Here is a 21,419-nt window from a genome sequence, read left to right as displayed (position 1 = left end):
AGACGTCACTCCTTTTACATCCTCCAATGTGGCTACAACCGCCTCGTTAAGGCACATCCGCGTTGCTGACTAGCGGCGCACAGTTGCAGAGAAACGCAGCACAAACCAGCCCCGAACGAGACATAGACGGAAAGTCAGCTGCCGTAATCGGCAGAATCGTGGCAGTCAATTCAGGTGGGCTTGGCCAGTGTAGTTGTACTCTGTGTTCCATAGGCCGGAGAGGAAATCAAAATGTCGAAATGAAATGAATAATGTAGAATATATCCCCAGAATCCAGTATCCGCACAAATAAAAAATATGGATAAATTGAACTTGTTCACAACTTTATCCACAGACTGTTGATAATATATAGGGTAAAACAACATATTCACAATCAAAAGTAATATAATCATAGCAAAAGAAGCCTTGTATTTCAATGAGTCATCGGATTTTATCCACAAATTCAATCTGTTGTGTATAAATCTTATGCACAACACAAGATATTGTTAATAATTTGTTTAGTTTTCGACAATAACTTAATTCATGGGATAAAAATTATTCACAGGTTATGACGGATCAAATCAGTTATAAGCTGTTTTTGTGAGCTTGTGTATAACTCCGATCCAGAGCATCGTTCAAAAGAGCCTGTGGAAAACTCTAACTGACAGCAACTGACCAGCAGCTTATTCAGGATTAACTCGAAATGTACTTCATAGTGGAGTAGACGCTATGAGGGTATCGTTCCATTTTTAGAGGATGATTATGTGGGCAAGGTACAGGAAGAAGAAATATAGAAAAAAGAAAAAAGAGGAAGAGCCTCAAGCTGGTTGACTTCGTAGAATACTTATGGTTAAATGTATAAAGGTGTTTTTTGTGGAGATCGCTATCGAGTATATTCCATATAAAACGTATTTCTTGTAAGGAGGTGCAATACATTGAGACCGACTTTCAAACCAAATGTCAGCAAGCGTAAAAAGGTTCACGGCTTCCGTAAAAGAATGAGCACGAAGAACGGACGCAGAGTGTTGGCTGCCCGTCGCCAAAAAGGCAGAAAAGTATTGAGTGCATAATACGTGCATGGAGACCACCTGCGGTGGTCTTTTTTTTTGAAGATAATAGAATTTTTAAGTTTTCAGCGGAGCTGAATTATTCGATTATCGCCAGAAAAACATCCATAAACACGGTCATCTCCTGTGCAAGTACGACAATAGACGTTTTCTTATCAGACAGTGGGAGAAAAAGTCCCTACATCTATATATGGATGATGGTGTATGAATTAGGCCCAATATAGATGTAGGCATAACTCCGGTTGCATCTAGATTATCACCCGGAAGTTTGGGCTATAATTATTTATAGTAGAAACGCATTCCGGGAGCGGACGAATGAATAGAATTGAATTGAAGCAAGGAGAAGCGCCGTGCAGAGAAAATTGCGTCTTCGTAACCGTGCAGACTTCGGACGAGTATACCGACATGGCAAATCCTTTGCGAATCATCAGTTGGTTGTGTACTGGTTTCGCAAAAAAGAGGTAGATCAGTTCCGTGTGGGGATCTCGGTAAGCAAGAAGATTGGTAATGCTGTCGTCCGTAACCGGATGCGCAGATTAATTAAAGAAATTATGCGTCACCACGAGCATGAGATCATGGACCATATCGATCTGATCTTTATTGTTCGCAAGGGGGCCGTATCCATGTCCTATCAAAATCTGGAGAAGAGCGTATTACATGTATTACGCAAAGCCTCACTATTGAAATCTTCAGGGAGATAGTCGGTTTCTTTGTCCTGCTCAATATGGTATGATTTACGTTGGAATGGATTGGTTAAGAGAGGGGTTATGAAGTGTCGCGATTCAAGACAAAACAGGGAAAATGGTTTCTCCTGAGCGCCATGCTTGGTCTTGTTGCTGTATTAGCCGGTTGTGCTCCATCAGCGAACAATTCCTATACGACAGCTGACTTGGCTAACGGAAGCTTCTGGCAAAGGAATGTCGTATACTGGTTCTCTTATGCACTGGACACCTTTGCTGAATGGTTCAGTGGAGAGTATGGCTTAGCAGTACTACTGCTCGTGATTATTGTAAGAACACTGATTTTACCGCTTACCCTCAAACAGGTGAAGAGCTCAAAGGCAATGCAGGCGATTCAGCCGCAGCTGAAAGAAATCCAGAATAAGTACAAGGATACACCAGAGAAGGTACAGCAGGAGACGATGAAGCTGTTCCAAGAGAACAAGGTCAATCCTATGGCTGGCTGTCTTCCACTAGTTGTGCAAATGCCAATCTTCATCGCGCTGTATAACGCGATCTACTATAACTCGGAGCTGCGTGATCACACATTCCTGTGGTTACAGCTAGGTATGCCTGACCAATATTGGATACTGCCAGTTATCGCAGCAATTACAACATTCGTGCAGACCTGGATGATGATGAAGATGAATCCAACGCCGCAGCAAGGGCCTATGCAATTCCTTCTGTGGGTATATCCGGTATTGATCTTCATTATGTCCTACCAGTTCCCATCGGCGCTGCCGCTGTACTGGGTGTACAGTAACATTTACACGATCGTACAGAACTATTTCTTGTATCGCAATAACGACAAGACGGCTGCAGCTCTTGCTGTGAATGCTGCCAAGGTATCTCAAGGTGGACAAGGCAATAGCAATAAGAGAAAAAATCAGAGCGGAAAACGGAAAGGAGCTAAAAAATCGAGATGACCAAAGTCGTTGCGACAGGAAAAACCGTTGAAGATGCTGTAGAACAAGGGCTTGCCGAGCTTCGGACAAGCCGGGAACGAGTAAACGTGACCGTGTTAGAGCAGCCGTCAAAAGGATTCCTGGGCTGGTTCGGGACCAGGAAGGCGAAGGTAGAACTAACTATAATCCCTGAACCTGACCCTATACCGGCAACTAAAGCAACCATAGAACATCATCCGATAACAGCTCCTGAAGCAGAGGTACAATCTGCTTCTACACAACTGGCGTCTACAGATTCTTCTTCCATCGGTGCTGATCCATATGAGGAGGCTATTCGCTTCATCAGGGAGACTGCAGCAGGTATGGGACTTGAGGTAAGTGTGGATGTCCATCATCGTAAGGATGAGAGCACACTGGATATTTCCGGCCCTGAGCTTGGAATGCTGATAGGAAGAAGAGGGCAGACGTTAGACGCTCTACAGTATTTAACCAATATTGTAGCTAATCGTTACTCTGATGGATATGTTCGCATCATTCTTGATGCCGAGAATTTCCGGGATCGACGACGTAAGACGCTGGAGAATCTGGCTGAACGTCTGGCTGGACAAGTTGTCTCTTCAGGCAAAGAGGTCATGCTAGAACCAATGTCTTCGGCGGAGCGTAAAGTGATTCACGCCAAGCTACAACGTAATCATCAGGTTAGAACGTACAGCAAAGGGGACGATCCGAATCGGCGCGTCATCATTGCCAAGAAATAAAGAAATGCAATGGCTCTCTGCCTGGTGCGGAGGCCATTGCTTTTTTTCATAAGAGCGAAGAAGAGGCATGTGTGCCCGAGAAAATAGAACGAGGTGAGAATGATGTTAAGCGATACGATAGCAGCGATCTCCACAGCAGTTGGTGAGGGAGGAATTGCGATCATCCGCGTCAGCGGGCCAGACGCATTACCAGAGGTTCAGCGTATGTTCAAGAGTAAAACGCCTCTTACGGAGGCTGAATCACATACTGTGCATTATGGACACATTATCGAACCCCAGAGCGGAGAACGAGTCGAAGAGGTGTTGGTAACGGTCATGAGAGGGCCGCGATCCTTCACCACAGAGGATGTCGTAGAGATTAGCTCTCATGGGGGTGTGGTAGCTGTCAAGCGAGTCATGGACCTGTTGCTGCTCCAGAATATTCGACTGGCTGAGCCAGGCGAGTTCACGAAGAGGGCATTCTTGAACGGACGAATTGATCTTAGCCAGGCAGAGGCCGTCATGGATCTCATCCGCTCCAAGTCAGACAAGGCATTCTCTATTGCGATGAAGCAGTCAGAGGGGATGCTGTCCTCGAAGATTCGCAATCTTCGTCACATTCTGGTCGAGACGCTTGCCCATATTGAAGTGAATATTGACTATCCAGAGCATGATGTAGAATCGCTAACCTCGCAGTTCATCAAGGACAAGAGTAGTGAGGTCATGAAGGAGATTGATGGGCTTCTGCGTACAGCTGAGCAGGGGAAGATTCTGCGCGAAGGGATTACTACCGCCATCATCGGGCGACCGAACGTGGGGAAATCTTCATTACTGAATGCTTTAGCTCAAGGGGATAAGGCAATTGTCACAGATATCCCTGGCACGACCCGTGATGTCATTGAAGAATATGTCACAATTCGCAATGTTCCGCTAAGGCTGCTGGATACTGCCGGGATTCGGGAAACGATGGATGTGGTCGAGCAAATTGGTGTAGAGCGTTCACGGACCGCTGTCAGTGAAGCTGACCTGATCTTACTGGTCCTGAATTCAAGTGAGCCACTGCATCAGGATGAGCTGGAATTGTTGGAACAAATCCGCGGTAGACAAGTGATTGTCATTATGAATAAAATGGACTTACCTTCCCAACTAGATCGCGGGATTCTGACACGTTATATAGCTGAGGAGCTGATTGTTCCGATGTCCGTGAAGACGGATGAAGGCTTGGATGGATTGGAAGAAGCTATCTCCAAGCTGTTCTTCAGTGGTAAGCTGGAGTCTGCTGATCTTACCTATGTAAGTAACGTGCGGCATATTGCGCTGTTGAAACGGGCGAAGCAGTCACTCCAGGAAGCCTACGAGGCTGCCGATCAATTCATTCCGATTGATATGATTCAGATTGATGTCCGGCTCGCATGGGAGCAGCTTGGAGAGATTGTGGGCGATACGGCTCATGATGCGTTGATTGATCAGATCTTCTCCCAATTCTGTCTTGGGAAGTAGGAATTACAGCTTCAGAAATTGATGGTTAGAAAATCATACTATTTATAATAGAAGAGAGTGAATAGCAACGGCTATGCTCTTATTTTAAGGAGGTACTACCAATGGGATACGATGGCGGCAACTATGACGTTATTGTTGTAGGCGCTGGACACGCTGGCGTAGAGTCAGCACTTGCTGCGGCCCGTATGGGCTGTAAGACATTGATGATTACCATCAATCTGGATATGGTGGCTTTTATGCCATGTAATCCTTCGATTGGTGGTCCGGCCAAGGGTCATGTTGTACGTGAAATTGATGCGCTCGGGGGAGAGATGGGGCGCAATATAGATAAGACCTTCATTCAGATGCGGATGTTGAATACAGGCAAGGGACCAGCCGTTCATGCGCTGCGTGCGCAAGCAGATAAGTTCTCTTACCAGCATGCCATGAAGGAGACGATGGAGAAAGAACCCAATCTGACACTTCGTCAAGGTATGGTCGAGGAACTGATCGTTGAGGATGGTAAATGTGTAGGGGTACTAACAAAGACCGGAACCTCCTATCGGGGAGGTGCAGTGGTATTGACTACTGGAACGTATCTGCGTGGGAAAATTATTATGGGTGAGCTGATGTACGAGAGTGGCCCGAACAATCAGCAGCCATCTGTACGACTGTCGGAGCATTTGCGTGAATTGGGCTTCAACCTGGTGCGCTTCAAGACCGGAACTCCTCCACGAGTGCATAAGGATAGCATTGACTTCAGCAAGACAGAGATTCAACCAGGTGATGATCAGCCCAAATTCTTCTCGTATGAGACGAAATCGTCTGACAACGAGCAGCTTCCATGCTGGCTGACATATACTTCAGTGGACACGCATCAGATTATTAATGATAATCTGCACCGTGCTCCTATGTTCTCAGGTGTTATTGAAGGGACAGGGCCTCGTTATTGTCCTTCGATCGAGGATAAGATTGTACGCTTCAGTGATAAGCCGAAGCATCAGATCTTCCTGGAGCCTGAGGGCAAGAATACCTCTGAATATTATGTACAAGGCTTGTCTACAAGTCTTCCGGAGGATGTGCAGCTTGCTGTGCTCCGTTCCATTCCAGGTATGGAGAACGTAGAAATGATGCGTAATGGATATGCTATAGAATATGATGCGATGGTACCGACACAGCTTTGGCCAACACTTGAGACGAAGCAGCTACCAGGACTCTTCACTGCTGGGCAAATTAACGGTACCTCTGGATATGAGGAAGCGGCTGGTCAAGGTATTATGGCTGGGATTAATGCAGCTCGTAAGGTACAAGGCAAGGAGCCAGTAATCCTTGATCGTTCACAGGGCTATATTGGTGTACTGATTGATGATCTGGTGACCAAGGGGACGAATGAGCCTTATCGCTTGCTGACTTCCCGTGCTGAATATAGATTGTTGCTGCGGCATGATAATGCAGATTTGCGTCTGACACCGATCGGCCATGAGATTGGTCTGATTCCAGAAGAGCGCTATGCGGCATTCGTGGATAAGAAAGCTAAGGTCGAACAGGAAATTGAACGTCTGCGTACGCATAAAATCAAGCCTGTAGATGTTAACACCATGCTGGAGGCGGCAGGCTCTGCTCCAATCCAGGATGGTAGCAATCTGCTGACGATCCTTCGTCGTCCAGAGATCAGCTATGCGCAGGTTGAGCAGATCTCGGCTTCACCAATGGAGCTGGATGCAGACATGAAAGAGCAGGTTGAGATTCAGATTAAGTACGCTGGCTATATCGAAAAGCAATTGCAGCATGTAGAGCGTCTGCAAAAGATGGAGCAAAAAAAGCTGCCTGAGGACCTTCAATATGATGAGGTACAGGGGCTTGCCATGGAAGCGAAGCAAAAGCTCAACACCATTCGTCCAATGTCCATCGGGCAGGCTTCACGGATCTCAGGTGTGACACCTGCTGATATTTCGATTCTGCTAGTCTACCTGGAGCATTATAATCGTGTGAAGGCGGCAAGAGCATAATGGCAGATGCGATACAGTTAGAATTTCAGGCAAGATTAGCCGAGCATGGCATTCAGATTAATGAACAGCAGCTAGACCAGTTCGAAAGCTATTATCGTCTCCTTGTAGAGTGGAATGAGAAGATGAATTTGACCGGGATTACTGAACGTGAGGCTGTCTACACGAAGCATTTTTACGATTCCGTCTCCCTGGCCTTCTATGTGAATATGGATGAGATTCGGACACTCGCAGATATTGGATCGGGTGCGGGTTTTCCTGGCATTCCTCTGAAAATTTGCTTTCCGTCCATTAAGCTGACGATCATTGATTCGTTGAACAAACGGATCAACTTCCTGTCACACATCAAGGAGTCTTTGCAGCTTACAGAGACTGAGCTGATTCATGGCCGAGCAGAGGAGCTAGGTCGCAAGGCTGGCTATCGGGATAGCTATGATCTGGTTACAGCACGAGCTGTAGCAAGGCTAGCGGTTCTCAACGAGTTCTGTCTTCCTTTTGTACGCAAAGGTGGATGCTTCGCAGCGATGAAGGGCAGTGATCCGCAAGAGGAGATTCAAGAGGCGGCTTATAGCCTTAAGGAGCTACGAGGACAGCTGAGCTCGGTTGAAGCCTTTCAGCTCCCTGTTGAAGAGTCTGCGCGACACATGGTGCTGATTCGAAAGCTTGCCGAGACACCTAAGAAGTATCCGCGTAAAGCAGGCACCCCTTTAAAGATGCCTTTGCTGCAGCCTTAGGTCATTTGATTTATTGACTGTCGTATAGAAATTCCAGATATAGAGCTGAATAAAGATAGAGATCAGGATAAAGATACAAATATAGAGACAAGGGAGTGTTTCACGTGAAACATTCCCTTTATTTGTGATTCAACAATTTTCCATATTATAATAGAGTAGCCTAGTAAGATATTATATTGTTGGAAAGGAGACAAAGAATCCGCTGCTGATACATATCTTCAATTGATGATGTAGACGATGTAGAGAAGTAACAGTCTCATGGACCAGAGAAGGAGCTTGTTAGCTAGTATCGGAAATGGGTGAATTATATCATTAACCTATAGTAAATAAGAGACCAAATCATATATTTTAGGGATTGGGAATAGATAGGATTATACTCGAAAAAGTGATAGAATAGAAATAACGGATGTAACCAGATACATGATATATAAGTAACTTTATGCCCGCATCACATTTTACTCATAGTTGGAATCTTGTTCCTGAAGGTCCGATGAATTTGATGTTACTTCGCGTATCTGTATGTACATAGTCTCTGTATTACACATGAATAGATATCTTCGCATGTGACCAAGGTTACTTGTCCACATGTGGATAGCCATTCTACGATGGCTTACGGATATATCAATTAATGTGCATGAGGGGGTCTTTAGCCTGATTGATCTTCAAGATAAGAGGAGACAGCAGGTCAGTGTATCAGGTGGGTGTATTAGGAAGTAACGCAATGAGTGTGTGCAGGTTCTGTGAATGTCCATTATGAAATTAGGTGGTATTATACGGAATGAAAGAACAATTTTCTAAGCTATTTGGTTTCTCGGAGCGTGTAAGCGGAGATGAAGTGAAGAACATTCCGATCCATGACATTGTCAGCAGTCCATTTCAGCCTAGGACGATTTTTGACGATGACAAGATTGACGAGCTGTGCCAGACGATTAAGACACATGGAATTATTCAGCCCATTGTGGTCCGTGCCCGAGATCAACATTATGAGATTATAGCAGGTGAACGTCGTTGGCGTGCGGTGACCAAGCTGGGAATGGAGAGCATTCCAGCAATCGTGCGTGATTTTAATGATTCACAGGCCGCTTCCATTGCACTCATTGAGAATTTGCAAAGAGAAGGGCTTACTTCGATCGAAGAGGCTGTCGCTTACCAGAAGCTGATTGATCTGCATCAATTGACTCAGGAGAGCCTTGCTCAGCGACTGGGTAAAAGCCAATCGACGATTGCCAATAAAATACGTCTGCTCCAGCTTCCAGATGGGGTTAAGACGGCACTGATGGAGCGTAGTATTACTGAGCGTCATGCCAGAGCTCTGCTGTCATTAGAAACAGAAGAATTACAGCTTAAGGTACTGGCAGAGGTAATCAGCAAGGAACTGAATGTGAAGCAGACGGAAGCCAGAGTGGCCTTTTATAAAGAAGCATCCAAGATTAAAAAAGCCAAGCGCGTATCCTTTACGAAGGACGTGCGGCTGGCCCTGAACACAATCAGACAGTCCATCGATATGATTACTGGCTCGGGAATGGACATCAAGACAAAAGAATCAGATAATGAAGATCACTACGAGATCGTTATCCATATTCCAAAGCGTAAATAATGTAGTTGAAGCGTCAAGCGGCAGCGTTGCCGCTTTTTCTGTCTCGTGAGACTGTATTCTCCGTAGAACGATGAACTTCGGGAATAAGGTACAGTGGAAGTTGTTGATCAGGTTCAGTTAATATAGTAGAAGAGGTTAGCTGTATTGTAGCTGCATTCATTAAAATGTAACTATGTATAGCTAATCTCAGAATCTATCAGAATAAGACCCCTTTAATAAATTATGAGGTGAACGAATTGGCCAAAATTATAGCCATAGCGAATCAAAAGGGCGGGGTAGGTAAGACGACTACTTCCGTGAATTTGGGCGCTGGACTTGCTTCCCTCGGCAAGCGGGTACTGCTTGTGGATATTGATCCGCAAGGGAACACCACAAGCGGGGTTGGAATCAATAAAGCAGATGTGCCTAACTGTATATATGATGTGCTCATTAATGAAGTCCATCCTAGTGAGGCCATAGCGCCTACGCAGGTGGAAGGATTGCATATTATTCCGGCTACCATTCAATTGGCTGGTGCTGAGATCGAGCTGGTACCAACCATTTCCCGTGAGCTTCGGCTGAAAAAGTCTTTGCAGCTCGTTAAAGACAACTACGATTATATATTGATTGACTGTCCGCCATCCCTTGGGATTCTTACGCTGAATTCGCTGACGGCATCCGATTCTGTCATTATTCCTATCCAATGTGAGTATTATGCCTTGGAGGGTCTGAGTCAGCTGCTTAATACGGTTCGCTTGGTACAAAAACACTTGAATACTGGCCTCCAGATTGAGGGTGTGCTGTTGACGATGTTTGATGCGCGGACGAATCTTGGCATACAGGTCATTGAAGAGGTCAAGAAGTATTTCCAAAGCAAGGTGTATCAGACCATCATTCCTCGTAACGTAAGACTCAGTGAAGCACCTTCACATGGACAATCGATTATTACGTATGATCCTCGCTCACGTGGGGCAGAAGTATACATTGAGTTGGCAAAGGAAGTGGATGCAAATGAGTAAGAGACTGGGTAAAGGTCTGGATGCACTGATACCTTCACTTGCTGTCAATGATGACGATAAAGTTGTAGACATTCCGCTGAATCAGTTACGAGCAAATCCGTATCAGCCACGGAAGGTGTTTGAAGAAGAGGCAATTAAGGAACTGGCGGAGTCCATCCGTCAGCATGGGGTTATCCAACCTATTATTGTCCGCAGTGTGCTCAAAGGGTATGAGATTATAGCAGGTGAGAGACGATTCCGTGCTTCTCAATATTGCGGTAATACGACGATACCTGCAGTGGTGCGGAGTTTTTCTGACCAACAGGTAATGGAGATTGCTCTTATTGAGAACCTGCAACGTGAGAATCTCAACGCGATGGAGATCGCCGTTGCCTACCAAGGATTGATGGAGCAATTTTCCTTGACTCAAGAAGAGCTTTCATTAAAGGTAGGGAAATCAAGATCTCATATTGCTAACTTCCTGAGGTTGTTGTCGTTACCAGAAGAAGTGAAAGATTATGTTTCACGTGGAACATTGTCAATGGGACATGCACGGGCATTAGTATCGGTCAAAAATGAGGAGACACTCAAAGCACTTGCTCAGCAGTCGATTGATTTGCAATGGAGTGTACGCGAGCTAGAAGAGGCTGTTCAGCAACTGGATCGGAAAGCTGATGACACGAAGAGCAAACCGAAGCAAAAGAAGAAGGACCCATTCATTGAAAATGTTGAAGAATCATTACGAGATCGATTCAAGACGACTGTTCGCATTAAGCATAACAAGGACAAGGGTAAGATTGAATTGAACTATTATAGCCAACAGGATCTTGAACGACTGCTTGAGTTACTTCAATAAAAGTTAGTAGGTCAGAAGAGGATATACTTTTCTGTATACGCCTCTTTATGTCCGGTGATTCTTGAAAACCATTGTAAGTTAATTCTATGCAATACGTAATAAATGGTTGAAGAGGTAAGGCGTGAAATAACCTGAAATAGCAAATACTCAAAATGATGGAGTAAGCTTAGAAGAAATCATTATCAATTCGACCGATGACAGAATCAGAGCAAGCAGAGACTCACACCATACCCGAGAAGTAAAAGTGAAAGTCGAAAAACACACTACAGACCATAAAGAATGAGCAGAAGCATAAAGGGATTGCATAGATGATTCATAATCCATGCTTTGCCATTATAATCAAAATGTACAGGGGAGTAGGAGCAATACATGGTCGAATTAAACGGACTAATCGCTGAGCAGCTGGCTGCGTTGATGGCGGGGATAATTTTCGTTTTACTGATCCTCATCATTGTGGTCATCGTCCAAGGGGCCAAGCTCAAAGGAATGCGACGCAGATATCAGCAAATGATGGCAGGCAGCGGAGTCGACAATCTGGAATCATTGCTGATTGATCTGAAGGTTCAGATGGATGGGATTGAGGATGAGCAGGAGAAAAATCGGGCACTGATGCACACCATCCAAGGTAGAATGAAAAGCTTGAAAGGGAATATTGGAGTCAAAAGATACAACGCTCTTGGAGAGCACGGTGGAGACCTGAGCTTCTCCCTGGCCATTCTGGATGAGCATCGGGATGGTATGGTGTTGACCGGGATTTACAACCGAGATGGCTCTTACGTATATGCCAAGGCTGTAAAAGGGGGAAGCTCCTCCCATATGCTCTCCCCCGAAGAAAATGAAGCTATTGCTCTTGCGCAGTCAACAGTGCATAGTGATAGTTCCACTCCTTGATCGCTGTATATAGGCTATTTGAAATAACATCAGCAAGCTTCATTACCAGATTCAAGCGAGTGTTCTGAAGTACAAAGTATTCCATAAAACCGCCGACGTTCACGATGCCCGTAAGATGGATATCGCCAACCGGCGGTAATTCTTTATTTACTCCTGCCCCCGGACGAAGAGGCCCTTCTGTGACCTGTATGCATCCTACACTGGAGCTCTGGCCTAGACAAGCATCAATCCCGATCACGTAGGGGTTATGATGTTGTTGGCTGATCTGGTCGAGTGTGCTTTGTAAATTAATCGCGTGTACAGGCTCATCAAGTGTACCGTACAAGTGAAATAGAGGCGAATGGAGCTTGCTCAGGCTCGTTCCGACAAGAGGACCTAACGAATCGCCAGTAGAGCGGTCTGTACCTACACAGACAACGACCAGATTCATATTGCGGGCCTGATGCAAATAGAAGAGCAGACGATGCACAAGGATGGACTGGATATCAGGGTCTGAGTACAAGACCTTCAGGTTGGCCGCTTCATAGTTACCTGTAGATTGGGGAGGACGATTCATGAGATCTTCCTTTCGTAGCTTAGTGTGTCAGCATAATGCAGACGATATAGTAGTAACTAGTATATGGAAGTAATCTTCTTTTTATACTTTATGAATCAAGAGAATTCATAGATCGGCTCCTGCAGGGATTATCCTGGGAAAGAGCCGCATTCGAGGGAGCTTATAATCATGCTTGGGACATGAGAAGAGTGAAAGGCATGAAAAGGGGCAAATGTTATAGATAATAATGTACATTGCTGTAGAAGAGGTCACGGCTAGAGGAGGAGATCATGTGTGGTAAGGCTGTTAAATGAGAATAGTGGGACAGAGGATATTATGAAAGATGCGGCCTTATGGAAGCAGCAAATCTGGGCATGGCTGACCGATACTGGAATGTGGACCGGAACGGCCTATACCATACTGAAGGTTGTTATTATTATCTTGATTACCCGCATTGGTATACGCTTGATGTATAGGTTGATTGATCGCACGATGGAGCAGCGAAAGACGCGCAAAATTATGGTCAACTCCAGAAGAATGACGACCATAGGCGAGCTCCTCAAAAATGTCATTACCGTTGTGTTCAATTTCCTACTAATCATGCTTGTGCTATCCCAACTGGGCATAAATCTGGCTCCACTTATTGCCGGTGCAGGCGTTATTGGACTCGCGGTCGGTTTTGGTGCACAGAGCTTGGTGAAGGATATTATTACGGGCTTCTTTATTATTTTTGAGGATCAATTTGCTGTAGGTGATGTAGTTGAGACTGGAGCCTATAAAGGGACTGTAGAACTCATTGGATTGCGGACGACCCGATTGATTGGCTGGCGGGGTGAGGTGTACATTATACCGAATGGTATGATTACAGCTGTCACGAACTACTCTATGTCCAACTCTCTTGCTGTCGTTGATCTACCTGTGAAGGCAGAGCGTACTCTGCAGGAGACGGTAAATATGGTCAATCAGGCTCTGGAAGGTATACAGGATCGGAATCCACTGGTTATCTCAGAACCTGAAGTGCTGGGGGTACAGTCGATGAGCACCTCCGAATATATTATTCGTATCGTAGCAGAATGCCAGCCAAATACGAGATCTGAGGTGGAGCGTGACATCATCACTGAGGTGAAGAAGTCAGTGGAGCATGAGGAAGCGATGAGACAGGCATTGCTGGAGCAGGCAGCCTCCAGAGAGCAGTGAGAAGGCCAATTGCAGTAAAGCATGCTAATTCGAGAAATGAATAGACTGAGCTTTGCTTTGGCAGATATGATAAAGATATAAGCAAGTATTAGAGCAAGGCTAAGCAGGTGATTAAAGGGGGAGTCATGGAGATGGAGCGCAAGACCTTCCAATTGGGAGATATCGTACAAATGAAGAAGCAGCACCCTTGTGGGAGCAATGAGATGGAGATCATCCGAATGGGTATGGATATCCGCATTAAATGTGTAGGCTGCAAGCATAGTGTGCTCATTCCACGTCTGAAATTTGAAAAAAATATGCGGAAGGTGCTGCGCTCAGCTGGGGCCGAAGAGGGGCCAACCCCTTCGTAATGCGTGTTGCAGGAATTCTTTAGACGGACATCTTGAACCGAACCCATATATGTGATACAATAAACCTTGCTGCGGAAAGGTACCCAAGAGGTCCAAGGGGGCTGACTCGAAATCAGTTAGGCGTCGCAAGGCGTGCGTGGGTTCGAATCCCACTCTTTCCGCCACTTTTGCTTATACATGCTTGATTGTATATATTCCTCTTGTACTCGACAGAGTGCAGGGGGATTTTTTGCATATGACGGATTGTAATATGAAGTGCGACACCTACTGGAAATAAATATACCAAAGAGCCCATGGCCGGATTCGTGTAGAATGAAGGTTCCTACACCACATTCACACAAGGAGAATCCACCATGAGCTACACACATCTTAGCATAATCGAGCGAAGCAAGCTAGAAATCCTCCACCAGCAGGGGAAAAGTACCAGAGCGATTGCCAAGGAACTTGGCAGACATCATGCCACCATTGGCCGTGAACTCCGCCGAAATGCAGCAGAACACCCGTACTGCGCGGAGAACTCGCAAGAGGGCTATGTCCAGCGCCGTAAGGCGTCAGTTTCCGGAGGTAAGTGGAATCTAGAACTGGCGAGTCGCATCGAAGAAAAGCTTCAGGCGACCTGGTCTCCGGAGCAAACCGTAGAGCGATTGCGTCAGGAGGGTCAAGCGATGGTATGTTTTAAAACGATCTATCGCTGGCTGTATACAGGCCGTTTGGTAAAAGGCGTGCTTACGGTTTTACGGCACAAAGGTAAACGGCAGAGACCTGCAGAGACACGCGGCAAGTTCGCTGTGGGTAAGGCCATCTCTCAGCGTCCGAAAGTGGTTCGTTCCCGGGAGACCTTCGGCCATTGGGAGCTCGATACAGTCGTCTCAGGCCGTGGGAAAAGCAAGGGCTGCTTGGCCACGTTTATCGAACGCAAAACCCGCTTGTACACCGCCATTCGGATGCCAGACCGTACCGCGTTGTCCATGGAGATTGCCTTTGGTGTAGCGGCCTCACAGTATCCTACCCATGCATTTCAAACCGCTACCGCAGACCGTGGCAAGGAGTTTGCCTGTTACGCCAGCTTGGAAGCTACTCATGGCGTACAGGTGTATTTCGCAGATCCGTATTCCTCCTGGCAACGCGGCTCGAATGAGAATGCCAACGGCCTCTTGCGAGAGTTTTTCCCCAAGGGGACCGATTTCGCGCAAATCACGGATGAAGCTCTGGAAAACGCTCTGCACTTGATCAACCAAAGACCACGTAAATGTCTGGACTGGAGGACCGCTCACGAATCCTTTTCAGAGGAACTGTCGCACTTGGCTTGACAATCCGTCATATATATTCATTGTTTTAGTCTTACGTGCAGCAAGTAGATATAGAAGCAAATTATACAAGGTGGCCGCATATATAAGTAATGAGATCCTGTCGGAATCTCGGCAACTAAAAACCCCTTGCTCGGCTTTGAGGCTGAACAAGGGGTTTTGGTATTTATCTATGAATACATAAATGAAAGGATCTCTTCAGGTGAGATAAGGCTCTCTAAGCTACGTAAAAGACCACTCTACCTATTTAGAATGGGTTAGGTGGGTAAGAGTAGCGCTCCGTTCGCTTAGCCCCGGTAATCATGCACAGAATGGCTGTAATAAGGTGCAATAGCCAGCCGAGAACAGGAATCCATGCGATTGCAGAGGTAATTATACCGAATACAGAGCCATAGATGGGCTCCTGGTTGCGAAGTGAGAGAATGACTGTAATCAGATGAAGGACGAACATGAAGCCGAGAGCCGAGTAAGAAGTACCAATTACAATGGACCCGCCAATGATGGGGATGGCAAGAATCAGCTCCAGAACGCCTGAGATCCATTTTAATACTCGGGACACGCTCATAGCATTTACCTCCAATGGAATAGGATCATTAGTTCAACAGGTATAGTCTATCAGAACTAACCAGAACAATCCAGATAACTGGTGTGAGGGAAAAAAAGAAAAAGGAGAAACCCTAAGGCTTCTCCTCTTCGGCAGTGCATTAATGGATTGATCTTTCCTTATCATCACGAACCCAGTGTATTGCTAGGCAATACTTGCGCTTACAGAACCAATGTCCTCGGCACAATCTGTTGCTCTCTAATGTCCGGGGCTGATCTCCCAACAGTCTGTCCGGCTACGTCATCCAACGGAACCACACCTCTCTGCTGCACTGCCTAATAATAATATGCACGCGCTTGCGATGTTTTATACATTACTCTAAAAAAATGTTTTGAGTGGACTTAGTGAACACGTGCCTTGGTCTGCTTTTTCCATTTTCGATTATGGTTAGTGGTCTCAGGGAAGGTATCTCCCTTGAGAAGATGCACATGTTGTGGGTTCTGAATCTCGGTATGGAAGCTCTTCTCACCAACCTCCATATAATATCCGTCATTTGGTGCTTTGTCGCCAGGCTCAAACTCGGTTTTTTCACCCATGGTTGCAATCCTCCTTCGTCAAATAGGCTTCTTGCTGGACAGATAATGTCCGAGCGAATATATTGTGTGCTACTGTCCCGGGAAACATGTGCCTGCGTCTACAGGAGAGTCAGTATGGGGAAAAGAGGGGAGCCGACGTAAGCAAGTGCAGCAATCATCTAAAGATGAAAGCATCAAATTAGAAAATAAGTAAAAGAAATTAGAAAGTAAGGACAAGAAATTAGAAGGCAAGCATAAGGAAATAAAGCAGAGACAAGGAAATTAGGAGTTTTCCTTGCAATAGCAGTATCCTTTTGATATAATATTTCAGTGCGAGTTTGTGCTCGTTCCTTGCTCTCAACTGAGATTGAGGGCCTTAAGTCCATAAGGAGGTGTAAAGAATGCGCAAATACGAAGTGATGTACATTATTCGCCCTGACATTGAACAAGAAGCTGTTCAAGCGGCAGTCGAAAAATTCCAAGGCATCATCTCCAACGGCGGTGGCGAAATTACCAAGCATGATGTGATCGGTAAGCGCCGTCTTGCGTATGAGATCAAGAAGTTTCGTGATGGTTCCTTTGTTCTTGTTAACTTCACAGCTGAACCAGCTGTAGTTACTGAGATGGAGCGTCAAATGAAAATTTCTGACGATGTAATTCGTTATCTCATTACGAACGACGTAGCTTAATTCACATTCTGTGATGTAATTATGCACAACGTACAAAGGAGGGGATTGGATTGTTGAATCGTGTTATTCTGATCGGTCGGTTAACCAAAGATCCAGAGCTGAGATATACACCGGCAGGTGTCGCTGTTACTCAATTCACTTTGGCTGTAGACCGTCCGTTTACAAGTCAAGGCGGGGAACGGGAAGCGGATTTTATTCCGGTTGTCACCTGGCGCCAGCTTGCGGAGACCTGCGCTAACTATCTTCGTAAAGGTCGACTAACGGCTGTTGAAGGCCGAATTCAGGTAAGAAATTATGAGAATAATGAAGGTAAACGTGTATACGTGACTGAAATTATTGCTGATAATGTTCGCTTCCTGGAGTCGAACCGTGACGGTGGAAATGGTGAAGGCGGTCGTCAAGAGTCCTCATCTTCATATGGGGGCGGCGGCAACCAACGTGGGAACTATAACAACGCTCGCAGCAATCAGGATCCTTTTTCCGATGACGGAAAGCCGATTGATATATCGGACGATGATCTGCCATTTTAAAACGGAAAGGACTGACAAAGAATGGGCTTCAGACAAAGAGAAGGCGGAGACGACAACAAAAGACCAGCTCGTCGCGGTCGCAACAAACGTCGTAAAGTATGTTTCTTCACTGTGAACAAAATTACTCACATTGACTATAAAGATACAGATCTGCTCAAAAAATTCATCAGCGAGCGCGGCAAAATTTTGCCACGTCGTGTGACTGGAACTAGCGCGAAATATCAGCGTATGCTGACAATCGCTGTTAAGCGTTCCCGTCAAATCGCTCTGCTTCCTTACACTACTGAGTAGTAATTAGGGGCTACAGAAAAGGGACATTCTCTTCGGAGAGTGTCCTTTTTTTGTTAGGTAAATACTTTGGAAAAAATAACAGTCTAAAGGAAAAGCTTGACAACTCTAGCATTGCGATGTAACGTGTTACTAACACATTTTTATTCCATTACTATCCAACTTCTCTGTATCATCCAGAAATAGCTTTGTTATTCAATTTTTTTTGTTGATGAAATTCAAAGCCTTCAAATGTGATTCCCCACAACATGATGCAATTCCTACAGTAGCAGATCCAATATTATCAGACCATATACCTGATCAAGTATAGCATCCATTTACCAGATCACAATGATACGTCAATAGCATGTTATAATAGTTGACTTTACATAGCTATATTGTGGCATTTATTTGTTGCTGAGTATGCTTTTTCGTTACTAACTCTTGATAAACAAATGAAAACATAACATTAATATTTCATTATAATGAATTAAAGTTAATTAATGAGAGAAATAAAATATATTGACGTAATGTTAAGTGACATTGTAATATGGTTGATAATTCATTGGAATAATTTGTGAGCGAGAATAACAATTTATTGACCAATGGTTTATTTCTAAGACATTACTATCAAGTCCAAAGCTAGGTAAAGAGGGGGATGAATCTGTGGTAAAAGTAAAGAGCTGGTATGGAACATGCATATTGATTCTGGTGTTAGGTCTGGTATTAGGTGCTTGTGGGGGAGGAAGCGGAACAGATACGACTGATCCAGCTGCGGAATCACCGCCTGCCGAGACGCAGACGTCTACAGAGGAAGCTAGTGAAGGGATATTTGAAGCTGAAGATATGTCATTGAACCCAGCTGCCGCACAACAGCGTACAGATACAATTATTGTTGGAATGACGGCTCCTAAGGGAGTGTTCAACTGGTTATTCTATCAGACCTCCTATGATAACTATGTGAACCGTCTCATCTTCGATACGCTTCTGGAAGTAGATGTAGATGGTACGTTCAAGGAAAGCCTGGCTGAGAAGGTAGATGTATCTGAGGATGGGCTCAAGTATACATTCCACCTCAAGCCAGGTGTGAAGTATAGCGACGGTACGCCCGTGACGATGAATGACTATCTTTTCGTCATGAAGGTTTTGCATGACCCTGCATATGATGGAGAGCATGACATGCTGTCGATTAATATTGCAGGTGGTAAAGAATACTTCGAGGGGAATGCACAGGATATCTCAGGCATCAAGATTATTGATGAACTGACGGCTGAGGTGACTGTAACCGAGCCAAATGCGGCTACACGCGATGTATTGGGTGATGTAGTACTCATCCCTGAATCCTACTACGGCAAGGACTACAAGAAAGGAAGTCTTGATAGCATCAAAGCACTAAGTGACAAGCCAATTGGCTCTGGTCAATATATTCTTAAGCAATATGTGCCTGGACAACAGGTTGTGTTGGAAGCGAATCCGGATTACTTCAGGGGAGCTCCAAAAACAAAGAATGTCATCTATAAGACAACTACAGACGGAACAAATCTGTCCATGCTTCAGACGGGTGAGACAGATATGGATAATGTCACGGTGACCGAGGACAATGTAGAAGAACTGAAGAGTTTTGGTTTCTTGAATGTGCATATCATGCCGACGAACGGCTATGGATATATAGCTTTTAACCACAAGGATGAGAAATTCCAGGATTTGAAGGTACGCCAAGCACTGACAATTGGCCTGAATCGGGAGGAGATCGTGCAAGGCGTATACGGGCCTTATGCAAATGTCATTAACATTCCTCAATCCACCGAATCTTGGGCTTATACAACTGAGGGTATTGAAAAGTATGAGTTCGACATGGAGAAGGCTAAGCAACTACTGGATGAGGCTGGCTGGACGGTCGGAGCTGACGGTATCCGTGAGAAGGGTGGCAAGAAGTTCAAGATCAACTTCTCTGCAACAGCGGATAATCCAGTAGTAGATTCGCTGCTACCGATCATGACGAACAATTACAAGGAACTGGGCATTGATCTGGTCGCAGAAACGTTAGACTTCAATGCCATTATGGATAAAAAGGACACGGGGAACTTCGAAATGTTCTTCGCAGCATGGAGCTTGGAGCCCGATCCGGATGCAACCGTCTATATTACGAATGGGGCGCAAAATGATATTGGATATTCCAATGCAAAGGTTGATGAGCTGACGCTGGCAGCGAAGAAGGAACTGGATCATGAGAAGCGCAAGGCTCTGTATGCTGAGCTGTACCAAGAGATTAACAAGGATGTACCAGTAATCTTCATGTACCAGCGCCGGGATATGTGGCCAATCAACGGCAGATTGTCTGGTTTCGAGCTGTCGCCGTTCAAGGATTTTATGTACAGCATGTATAGCGTATCGACTGCACAATAAGTGACGTTCATATATGCTCAGCTCTATTCAGGGCTGGGCATATCATTTATCTTCCAGGAGGAATCCGCATGAAGCAGTATATCGCTCGAAGGCTGCTGCAAATGATCCCCACGCTCCTTGGCATATCCATTATCATTTTTGCTATCTCAGCCCTGGTACCTGGTGACTACATCACAGGAAAAGGCAACCCGAACATGACCGCTGAGAAAGAAGCGCAGCTTCGTCATATTTACGGGCTGGATAAGCCTGACTATCAGCGCTATTTCATCTGGGCTGGCAATATGCTGAAGGGGAACTTCGGGGAATCCATGCAGCATAAGCAGCCGGTCACCAAGGTCATTAACAATTATGTCTGGAACTCCTTCCTGATCGCCTTCTTCAGTCTGATCTTCAGTTGGATTATTGCGGTCTTCATAGGTGTGTTCTCAGCCAAGTTCCAGTACTCCTTATTTGATAAACTGGCTACACTCTTTATCTTCTTATGTATGTCTCTTCCCTCCTTCTTTATTGGACTATTATTTATCAAAATATTCGCGCTGGATCTAGGAATGTTCCCGGTAGGCGGGATGACGACGGCGGGAATCACCAACAATACATGGGAGCATATCGTCGATATTATGAATCATATGTTCCTGCCTGTACTCATTTTGACGATGCTCAGCACAGGAAGCCTTACCCGCTACTTCCGTACAGGAATGCTAGAGGTCATTCGCCAGGACTACATCCGAACTGCTCGTGCGAAGGGGCTGAAGGAACGGACGGTCATCTTCAAGCATGCGCTTCGTAATGCACTGATTCCGGCAATCACCTTGCTCGGCTTCGAGCTGCCGGCTCTATTCAGCGGTGCGATTATATTGGAAAAGGTATTCGTATGGCCCGGGATTGGTCAGGTCTACCTCGAATCCATCAATATGAGGGACTACCCCTTTATGCTCGGATTCACCGTCTTCTTGGCTGTGCTAACACTGCTGGGGAATCTGTTGTCGGACGTATTATATGGGGTTGCAGATCCACGCATTCGTCTGAAATAGAGGACGACGTATACCTAATCATGAATTAGCAGGAGGGATTC

The 21,419-nt window shown here is 45.4% G+C and carries 22 protein-coding genes and 1 tRNA gene; 20 read left to right on the top strand and 3 right to left on the bottom strand.

Annotation, left to right across the window (positions count from 1 at the left end; translation table 11 throughout):
* Positions 1-914: 914 nt before the first annotated feature.
* The 11 genes from rpmH to MKX74_RS27840 all read left to right on the top strand — a co-directional run bounded on the left by rpmH (position 915) and on the right by MKX74_RS27840 (position 11,947).
* Positions 915-1,049, top strand: a complete 135-nt coding sequence (gene rpmH / locus MKX74_RS27890) for a 50S ribosomal protein L34 (protein ID WP_081625218.1) — start codon at positions 915-917, stop codon at positions 1,047-1,049.
* A 347-nt stretch (positions 1,050-1,396) separates the two neighbouring features.
* Positions 1,397-1,747: a ribonuclease P protein component gene (gene rnpA / locus MKX74_RS27885; RefSeq protein WP_018883671.1), complete on the top strand. Its 351-nt coding sequence runs from the start codon at positions 1,397-1,399 to the stop codon at positions 1,745-1,747.
* A 71-nt stretch (positions 1,748-1,818) separates the two neighbouring features.
* Positions 1,819-2,691 carry a YidC/Oxa1 family membrane protein insertase gene (locus MKX74_RS27880; RefSeq protein ID WP_018883672.1) on the top strand — a complete coding sequence of 291 codons (873 nt, stop codon included), beginning with the start codon at positions 1,819-1,821 and terminating at the stop codon, positions 2,689-2,691.
* Positions 2,688-3,428, top strand: a complete 741-nt coding sequence (gene jag, locus MKX74_RS27875; protein WP_018883673.1) for an RNA-binding cell elongation regulator Jag/EloR — start codon at positions 2,688-2,690, stop codon at positions 3,426-3,428. Before MKX74_RS27880 ends, jag begins: the two co-directional genes overlap by 4 nt.
* Positions 3,429-3,530: 102 nt before the next feature.
* Complete coding sequence (gene mnmE, locus MKX74_RS27870) at positions 3,531-4,907, top strand: tRNA uridine-5-carboxymethylaminomethyl(34) synthesis GTPase MnmE (protein ID WP_341180680.1); 1,377 nt, start codon at positions 3,531-3,533, stop codon at positions 4,905-4,907.
* 101 nt (positions 4,908-5,008) lie between these two features.
* Complete coding sequence (gene mnmG, locus MKX74_RS27865; protein WP_028591497.1) at positions 5,009-6,895, top strand: tRNA uridine-5-carboxymethylaminomethyl(34) synthesis enzyme MnmG; 1,887 nt, start codon at positions 5,009-5,011, stop codon at positions 6,893-6,895.
* A complete protein-coding gene (gene rsmG, locus MKX74_RS27860; protein ID WP_025681306.1) occupies positions 6,895-7,626 on the top strand; it encodes a 16S rRNA (guanine(527)-N(7))-methyltransferase RsmG in 732 nt (243 codons plus the stop codon). Before mnmG ends, rsmG begins: the two co-directional genes overlap by 1 nt.
* A gap of 778 nt (positions 7,627-8,404) precedes the next feature.
* A complete protein-coding gene (noc, locus tag MKX74_RS27855) occupies positions 8,405-9,223 on the top strand; it encodes a nucleoid occlusion protein (protein WP_018883677.1) in 819 nt (272 codons plus the stop codon).
* A 236-nt stretch (positions 9,224-9,459) separates the two neighbouring features.
* Positions 9,460-10,221 (top strand): ParA family protein, encoded by a 762-nt coding sequence (locus MKX74_RS27850; RefSeq protein WP_025681305.1) that lies wholly within the window; start codon positions 9,460-9,462, stop codon positions 10,219-10,221.
* Positions 10,214-11,056, top strand: a complete 843-nt coding sequence (locus MKX74_RS27845) for a ParB/RepB/Spo0J family partition protein (protein WP_018883679.1) — start codon at positions 10,214-10,216, stop codon at positions 11,054-11,056. The genes MKX74_RS27850 and MKX74_RS27845 overlap by 8 nt, the downstream gene beginning before the upstream one ends.
* A gap of 369 nt (positions 11,057-11,425) precedes the next feature.
* Complete coding sequence (locus MKX74_RS27840; protein WP_341180489.1) at positions 11,426-11,947, top strand: DUF4446 family protein; 522 nt, start codon at positions 11,426-11,428, stop codon at positions 11,945-11,947.
* Here MKX74_RS27840 and yyaC read toward each other — a convergent pair.
* Complete coding sequence (gene yyaC / locus MKX74_RS27835) at positions 11,898-12,503, bottom strand: spore protease YyaC (protein ID WP_018883681.1); 606 nt, start codon at positions 12,501-12,503, stop codon at positions 11,898-11,900. The genes MKX74_RS27840 and yyaC overlap by 50 nt on opposite strands.
* A gap of 315 nt (positions 12,504-12,818) precedes the next feature.
* On the opposite strand from yyaC, the gene MKX74_RS27830 reads away from it, so the two are divergent.
* From MKX74_RS27830 to MKX74_RS27815, 4 genes are all read left to right on the top strand, one after another.
* Positions 12,819-13,679, top strand: a complete 861-nt coding sequence (locus tag MKX74_RS27830) for a mechanosensitive ion channel family protein (RefSeq protein WP_051289911.1) — start codon at positions 12,819-12,821, stop codon at positions 13,677-13,679.
* 131 nt (positions 13,680-13,810) lie between these two features.
* Positions 13,811-14,029 (top strand): DUF951 domain-containing protein, encoded by a 219-nt coding sequence (locus tag MKX74_RS27825; RefSeq protein ID WP_025681302.1) that lies wholly within the window; start codon positions 13,811-13,813, stop codon positions 14,027-14,029.
* A 73-nt stretch (positions 14,030-14,102) separates the two neighbouring features.
* Positions 14,103-14,193 (top strand) — tRNA-Ser (locus tag MKX74_RS27820).
* A gap of 189 nt (positions 14,194-14,382) precedes the next feature.
* Positions 14,383-15,339, top strand: a complete 957-nt coding sequence (locus MKX74_RS27815) for an IS30 family transposase (RefSeq protein ID WP_028591466.1) — start codon at positions 14,383-14,385, stop codon at positions 15,337-15,339.
* Positions 15,340-15,583: 244 nt separating this feature from the next.
* Here MKX74_RS27815 and MKX74_RS27810 read toward each other — a convergent pair whose 3' ends face one another.
* Together MKX74_RS27810 and MKX74_RS27805 are read right to left on the bottom strand one after the other, a co-directional pair.
* On the bottom strand, positions 15,584-15,901 hold the full coding sequence (locus MKX74_RS27810) for a hypothetical protein (protein ID WP_018883684.1): 318 nt from the start codon (positions 15,899-15,901) through the stop codon (positions 15,584-15,586).
* Between the two features lie 380 nt (positions 15,902-16,281).
* Positions 16,282-16,476 carry a YjzC family protein gene (locus tag MKX74_RS27805; RefSeq protein WP_341180488.1) on the bottom strand — a complete coding sequence of 65 codons (195 nt, stop codon included), beginning with the start codon at positions 16,474-16,476 and terminating at the stop codon, positions 16,282-16,284.
* A gap of 380 nt (positions 16,477-16,856) precedes the next feature.
* Here MKX74_RS27805 and rpsF point away from each other — a divergent pair, with 380 nt between their 5' ends.
* The 5 genes from rpsF to MKX74_RS27780 all read left to right on the top strand — a co-directional run bounded on the left by rpsF (position 16,857) and on the right by MKX74_RS27780 (position 21,378).
* Complete coding sequence (gene rpsF / locus MKX74_RS27800; RefSeq protein ID WP_018883686.1) at positions 16,857-17,144, top strand: 30S ribosomal protein S6; 288 nt, start codon at positions 16,857-16,859, stop codon at positions 17,142-17,144.
* 50 nt (positions 17,145-17,194) lie between these two features.
* Complete coding sequence (gene ssb, locus MKX74_RS27795; RefSeq protein ID WP_018883687.1) at positions 17,195-17,674, top strand: single-stranded DNA-binding protein; 480 nt, start codon at positions 17,195-17,197, stop codon at positions 17,672-17,674.
* Positions 17,675-17,695: 21 nt separating this feature from the next.
* Entirely contained in the window at positions 17,696-17,965 is a 270-nt protein-coding gene (gene rpsR, locus MKX74_RS27790; RefSeq protein WP_018883688.1) for a 30S ribosomal protein S18, read from the top strand.
* Between the two features lie 642 nt (positions 17,966-18,607).
* Positions 18,608-20,347, top strand: a complete 1,740-nt coding sequence (locus tag MKX74_RS27785) for an ABC transporter substrate-binding protein (protein WP_341180487.1) — start codon at positions 18,608-18,610, stop codon at positions 20,345-20,347.
* Between the two features lie 68 nt (positions 20,348-20,415).
* Positions 20,416-21,378 carry an ABC transporter permease gene (locus tag MKX74_RS27780; RefSeq protein WP_028591491.1) on the top strand — a complete coding sequence of 321 codons (963 nt, stop codon included), beginning with the start codon at positions 20,416-20,418 and terminating at the stop codon, positions 21,376-21,378.
* Positions 21,379-21,419: the final 41 nt, after the last annotated feature.

Origin of the sequence: Paenibacillus sp. FSL K6-1230 (genome assembly GCF_038002385.1) — a bacterium.
GTDB lineage: Bacteria > Bacillota > Bacilli > Paenibacillales > Paenibacillaceae > Paenibacillus > Paenibacillus massiliensis.
The sequence above is the reverse complement of the archived record's forward strand: the minus strand, read 5'-3'. Positions and strand labels throughout refer to the sequence as shown.

Bases quoted from the DNA above. Each gene is read 5' to 3' on its own strand.
- MKX74_RS27815 (WP_028591466.1), top strand. From the start codon at position 14,383: ATGAGCTACACACATCTTAGCATAATCGAGCGAAGCAAGCTAGAAATC.
- rpsF (WP_018883686.1), top strand. From the start codon at position 16,857: ATGCGCAAATACGAAGTGATGTACATTATTCGCCCTGACATTGAACAA.
- MKX74_RS27845 (WP_018883679.1), top strand. From the start codon at position 10,214: ATGAGTAAGAGACTGGGTAAAGGTCTGGATGCACTGATACCTTCACTT.
- yyaC (WP_018883681.1), bottom strand. From the start codon at position 12,503: ATGAATCGTCCTCCCCAATCTACAGGTAACTATGAAGCGGCCAACCTG.
- MKX74_RS27780 (WP_028591491.1), top strand. From the start codon at position 20,416: ATGAAGCAGTATATCGCTCGAAGGCTGCTGCAAATGATCCCCACGCTC.
- mnmE (WP_341180680.1), top strand. From the start codon at position 3,531: ATGTTAAGCGATACGATAGCAGCGATCTCCACAGCAGTTGGTGAGGGA.
- MKX74_RS27830 (WP_051289911.1), top strand. From the start codon at position 12,819: ATGAAAGATGCGGCCTTATGGAAGCAGCAAATCTGGGCATGGCTGACC.
- MKX74_RS27840 (WP_341180489.1), top strand. From the start codon at position 11,426: ATGGTCGAATTAAACGGACTAATCGCTGAGCAGCTGGCTGCGTTGATG.
- rsmG (WP_025681306.1), top strand. From the start codon at position 6,895: ATGGCAGATGCGATACAGTTAGAATTTCAGGCAAGATTAGCCGAGCAT.
- mnmG (WP_028591497.1), top strand. From the start codon at position 5,009: ATGGGATACGATGGCGGCAACTATGACGTTATTGTTGTAGGCGCTGGA.
- noc (WP_018883677.1), top strand. From the start codon at position 8,405: ATGAAAGAACAATTTTCTAAGCTATTTGGTTTCTCGGAGCGTGTAAGC.
- rpsR (WP_018883688.1), top strand. From the start codon at position 17,696: ATGGGCTTCAGACAAAGAGAAGGCGGAGACGACAACAAAAGACCAGCT.
- MKX74_RS27825 (WP_025681302.1), top strand. From the start codon at position 13,811: ATGGAGCGCAAGACCTTCCAATTGGGAGATATCGTACAAATGAAGAAG.
- MKX74_RS27810 (WP_018883684.1), bottom strand. From the start codon at position 15,901: ATGAGCGTGTCCCGAGTATTAAAATGGATCTCAGGCGTTCTGGAGCTG.
- MKX74_RS27805 (WP_341180488.1), bottom strand. From the start codon at position 16,476: ATGGGTGAAAAAACCGAGTTTGAGCCTGGCGACAAAGCACCAAATGAC.
- jag (WP_018883673.1), top strand. From the start codon at position 2,688: ATGACCAAAGTCGTTGCGACAGGAAAAACCGTTGAAGATGCTGTAGAA.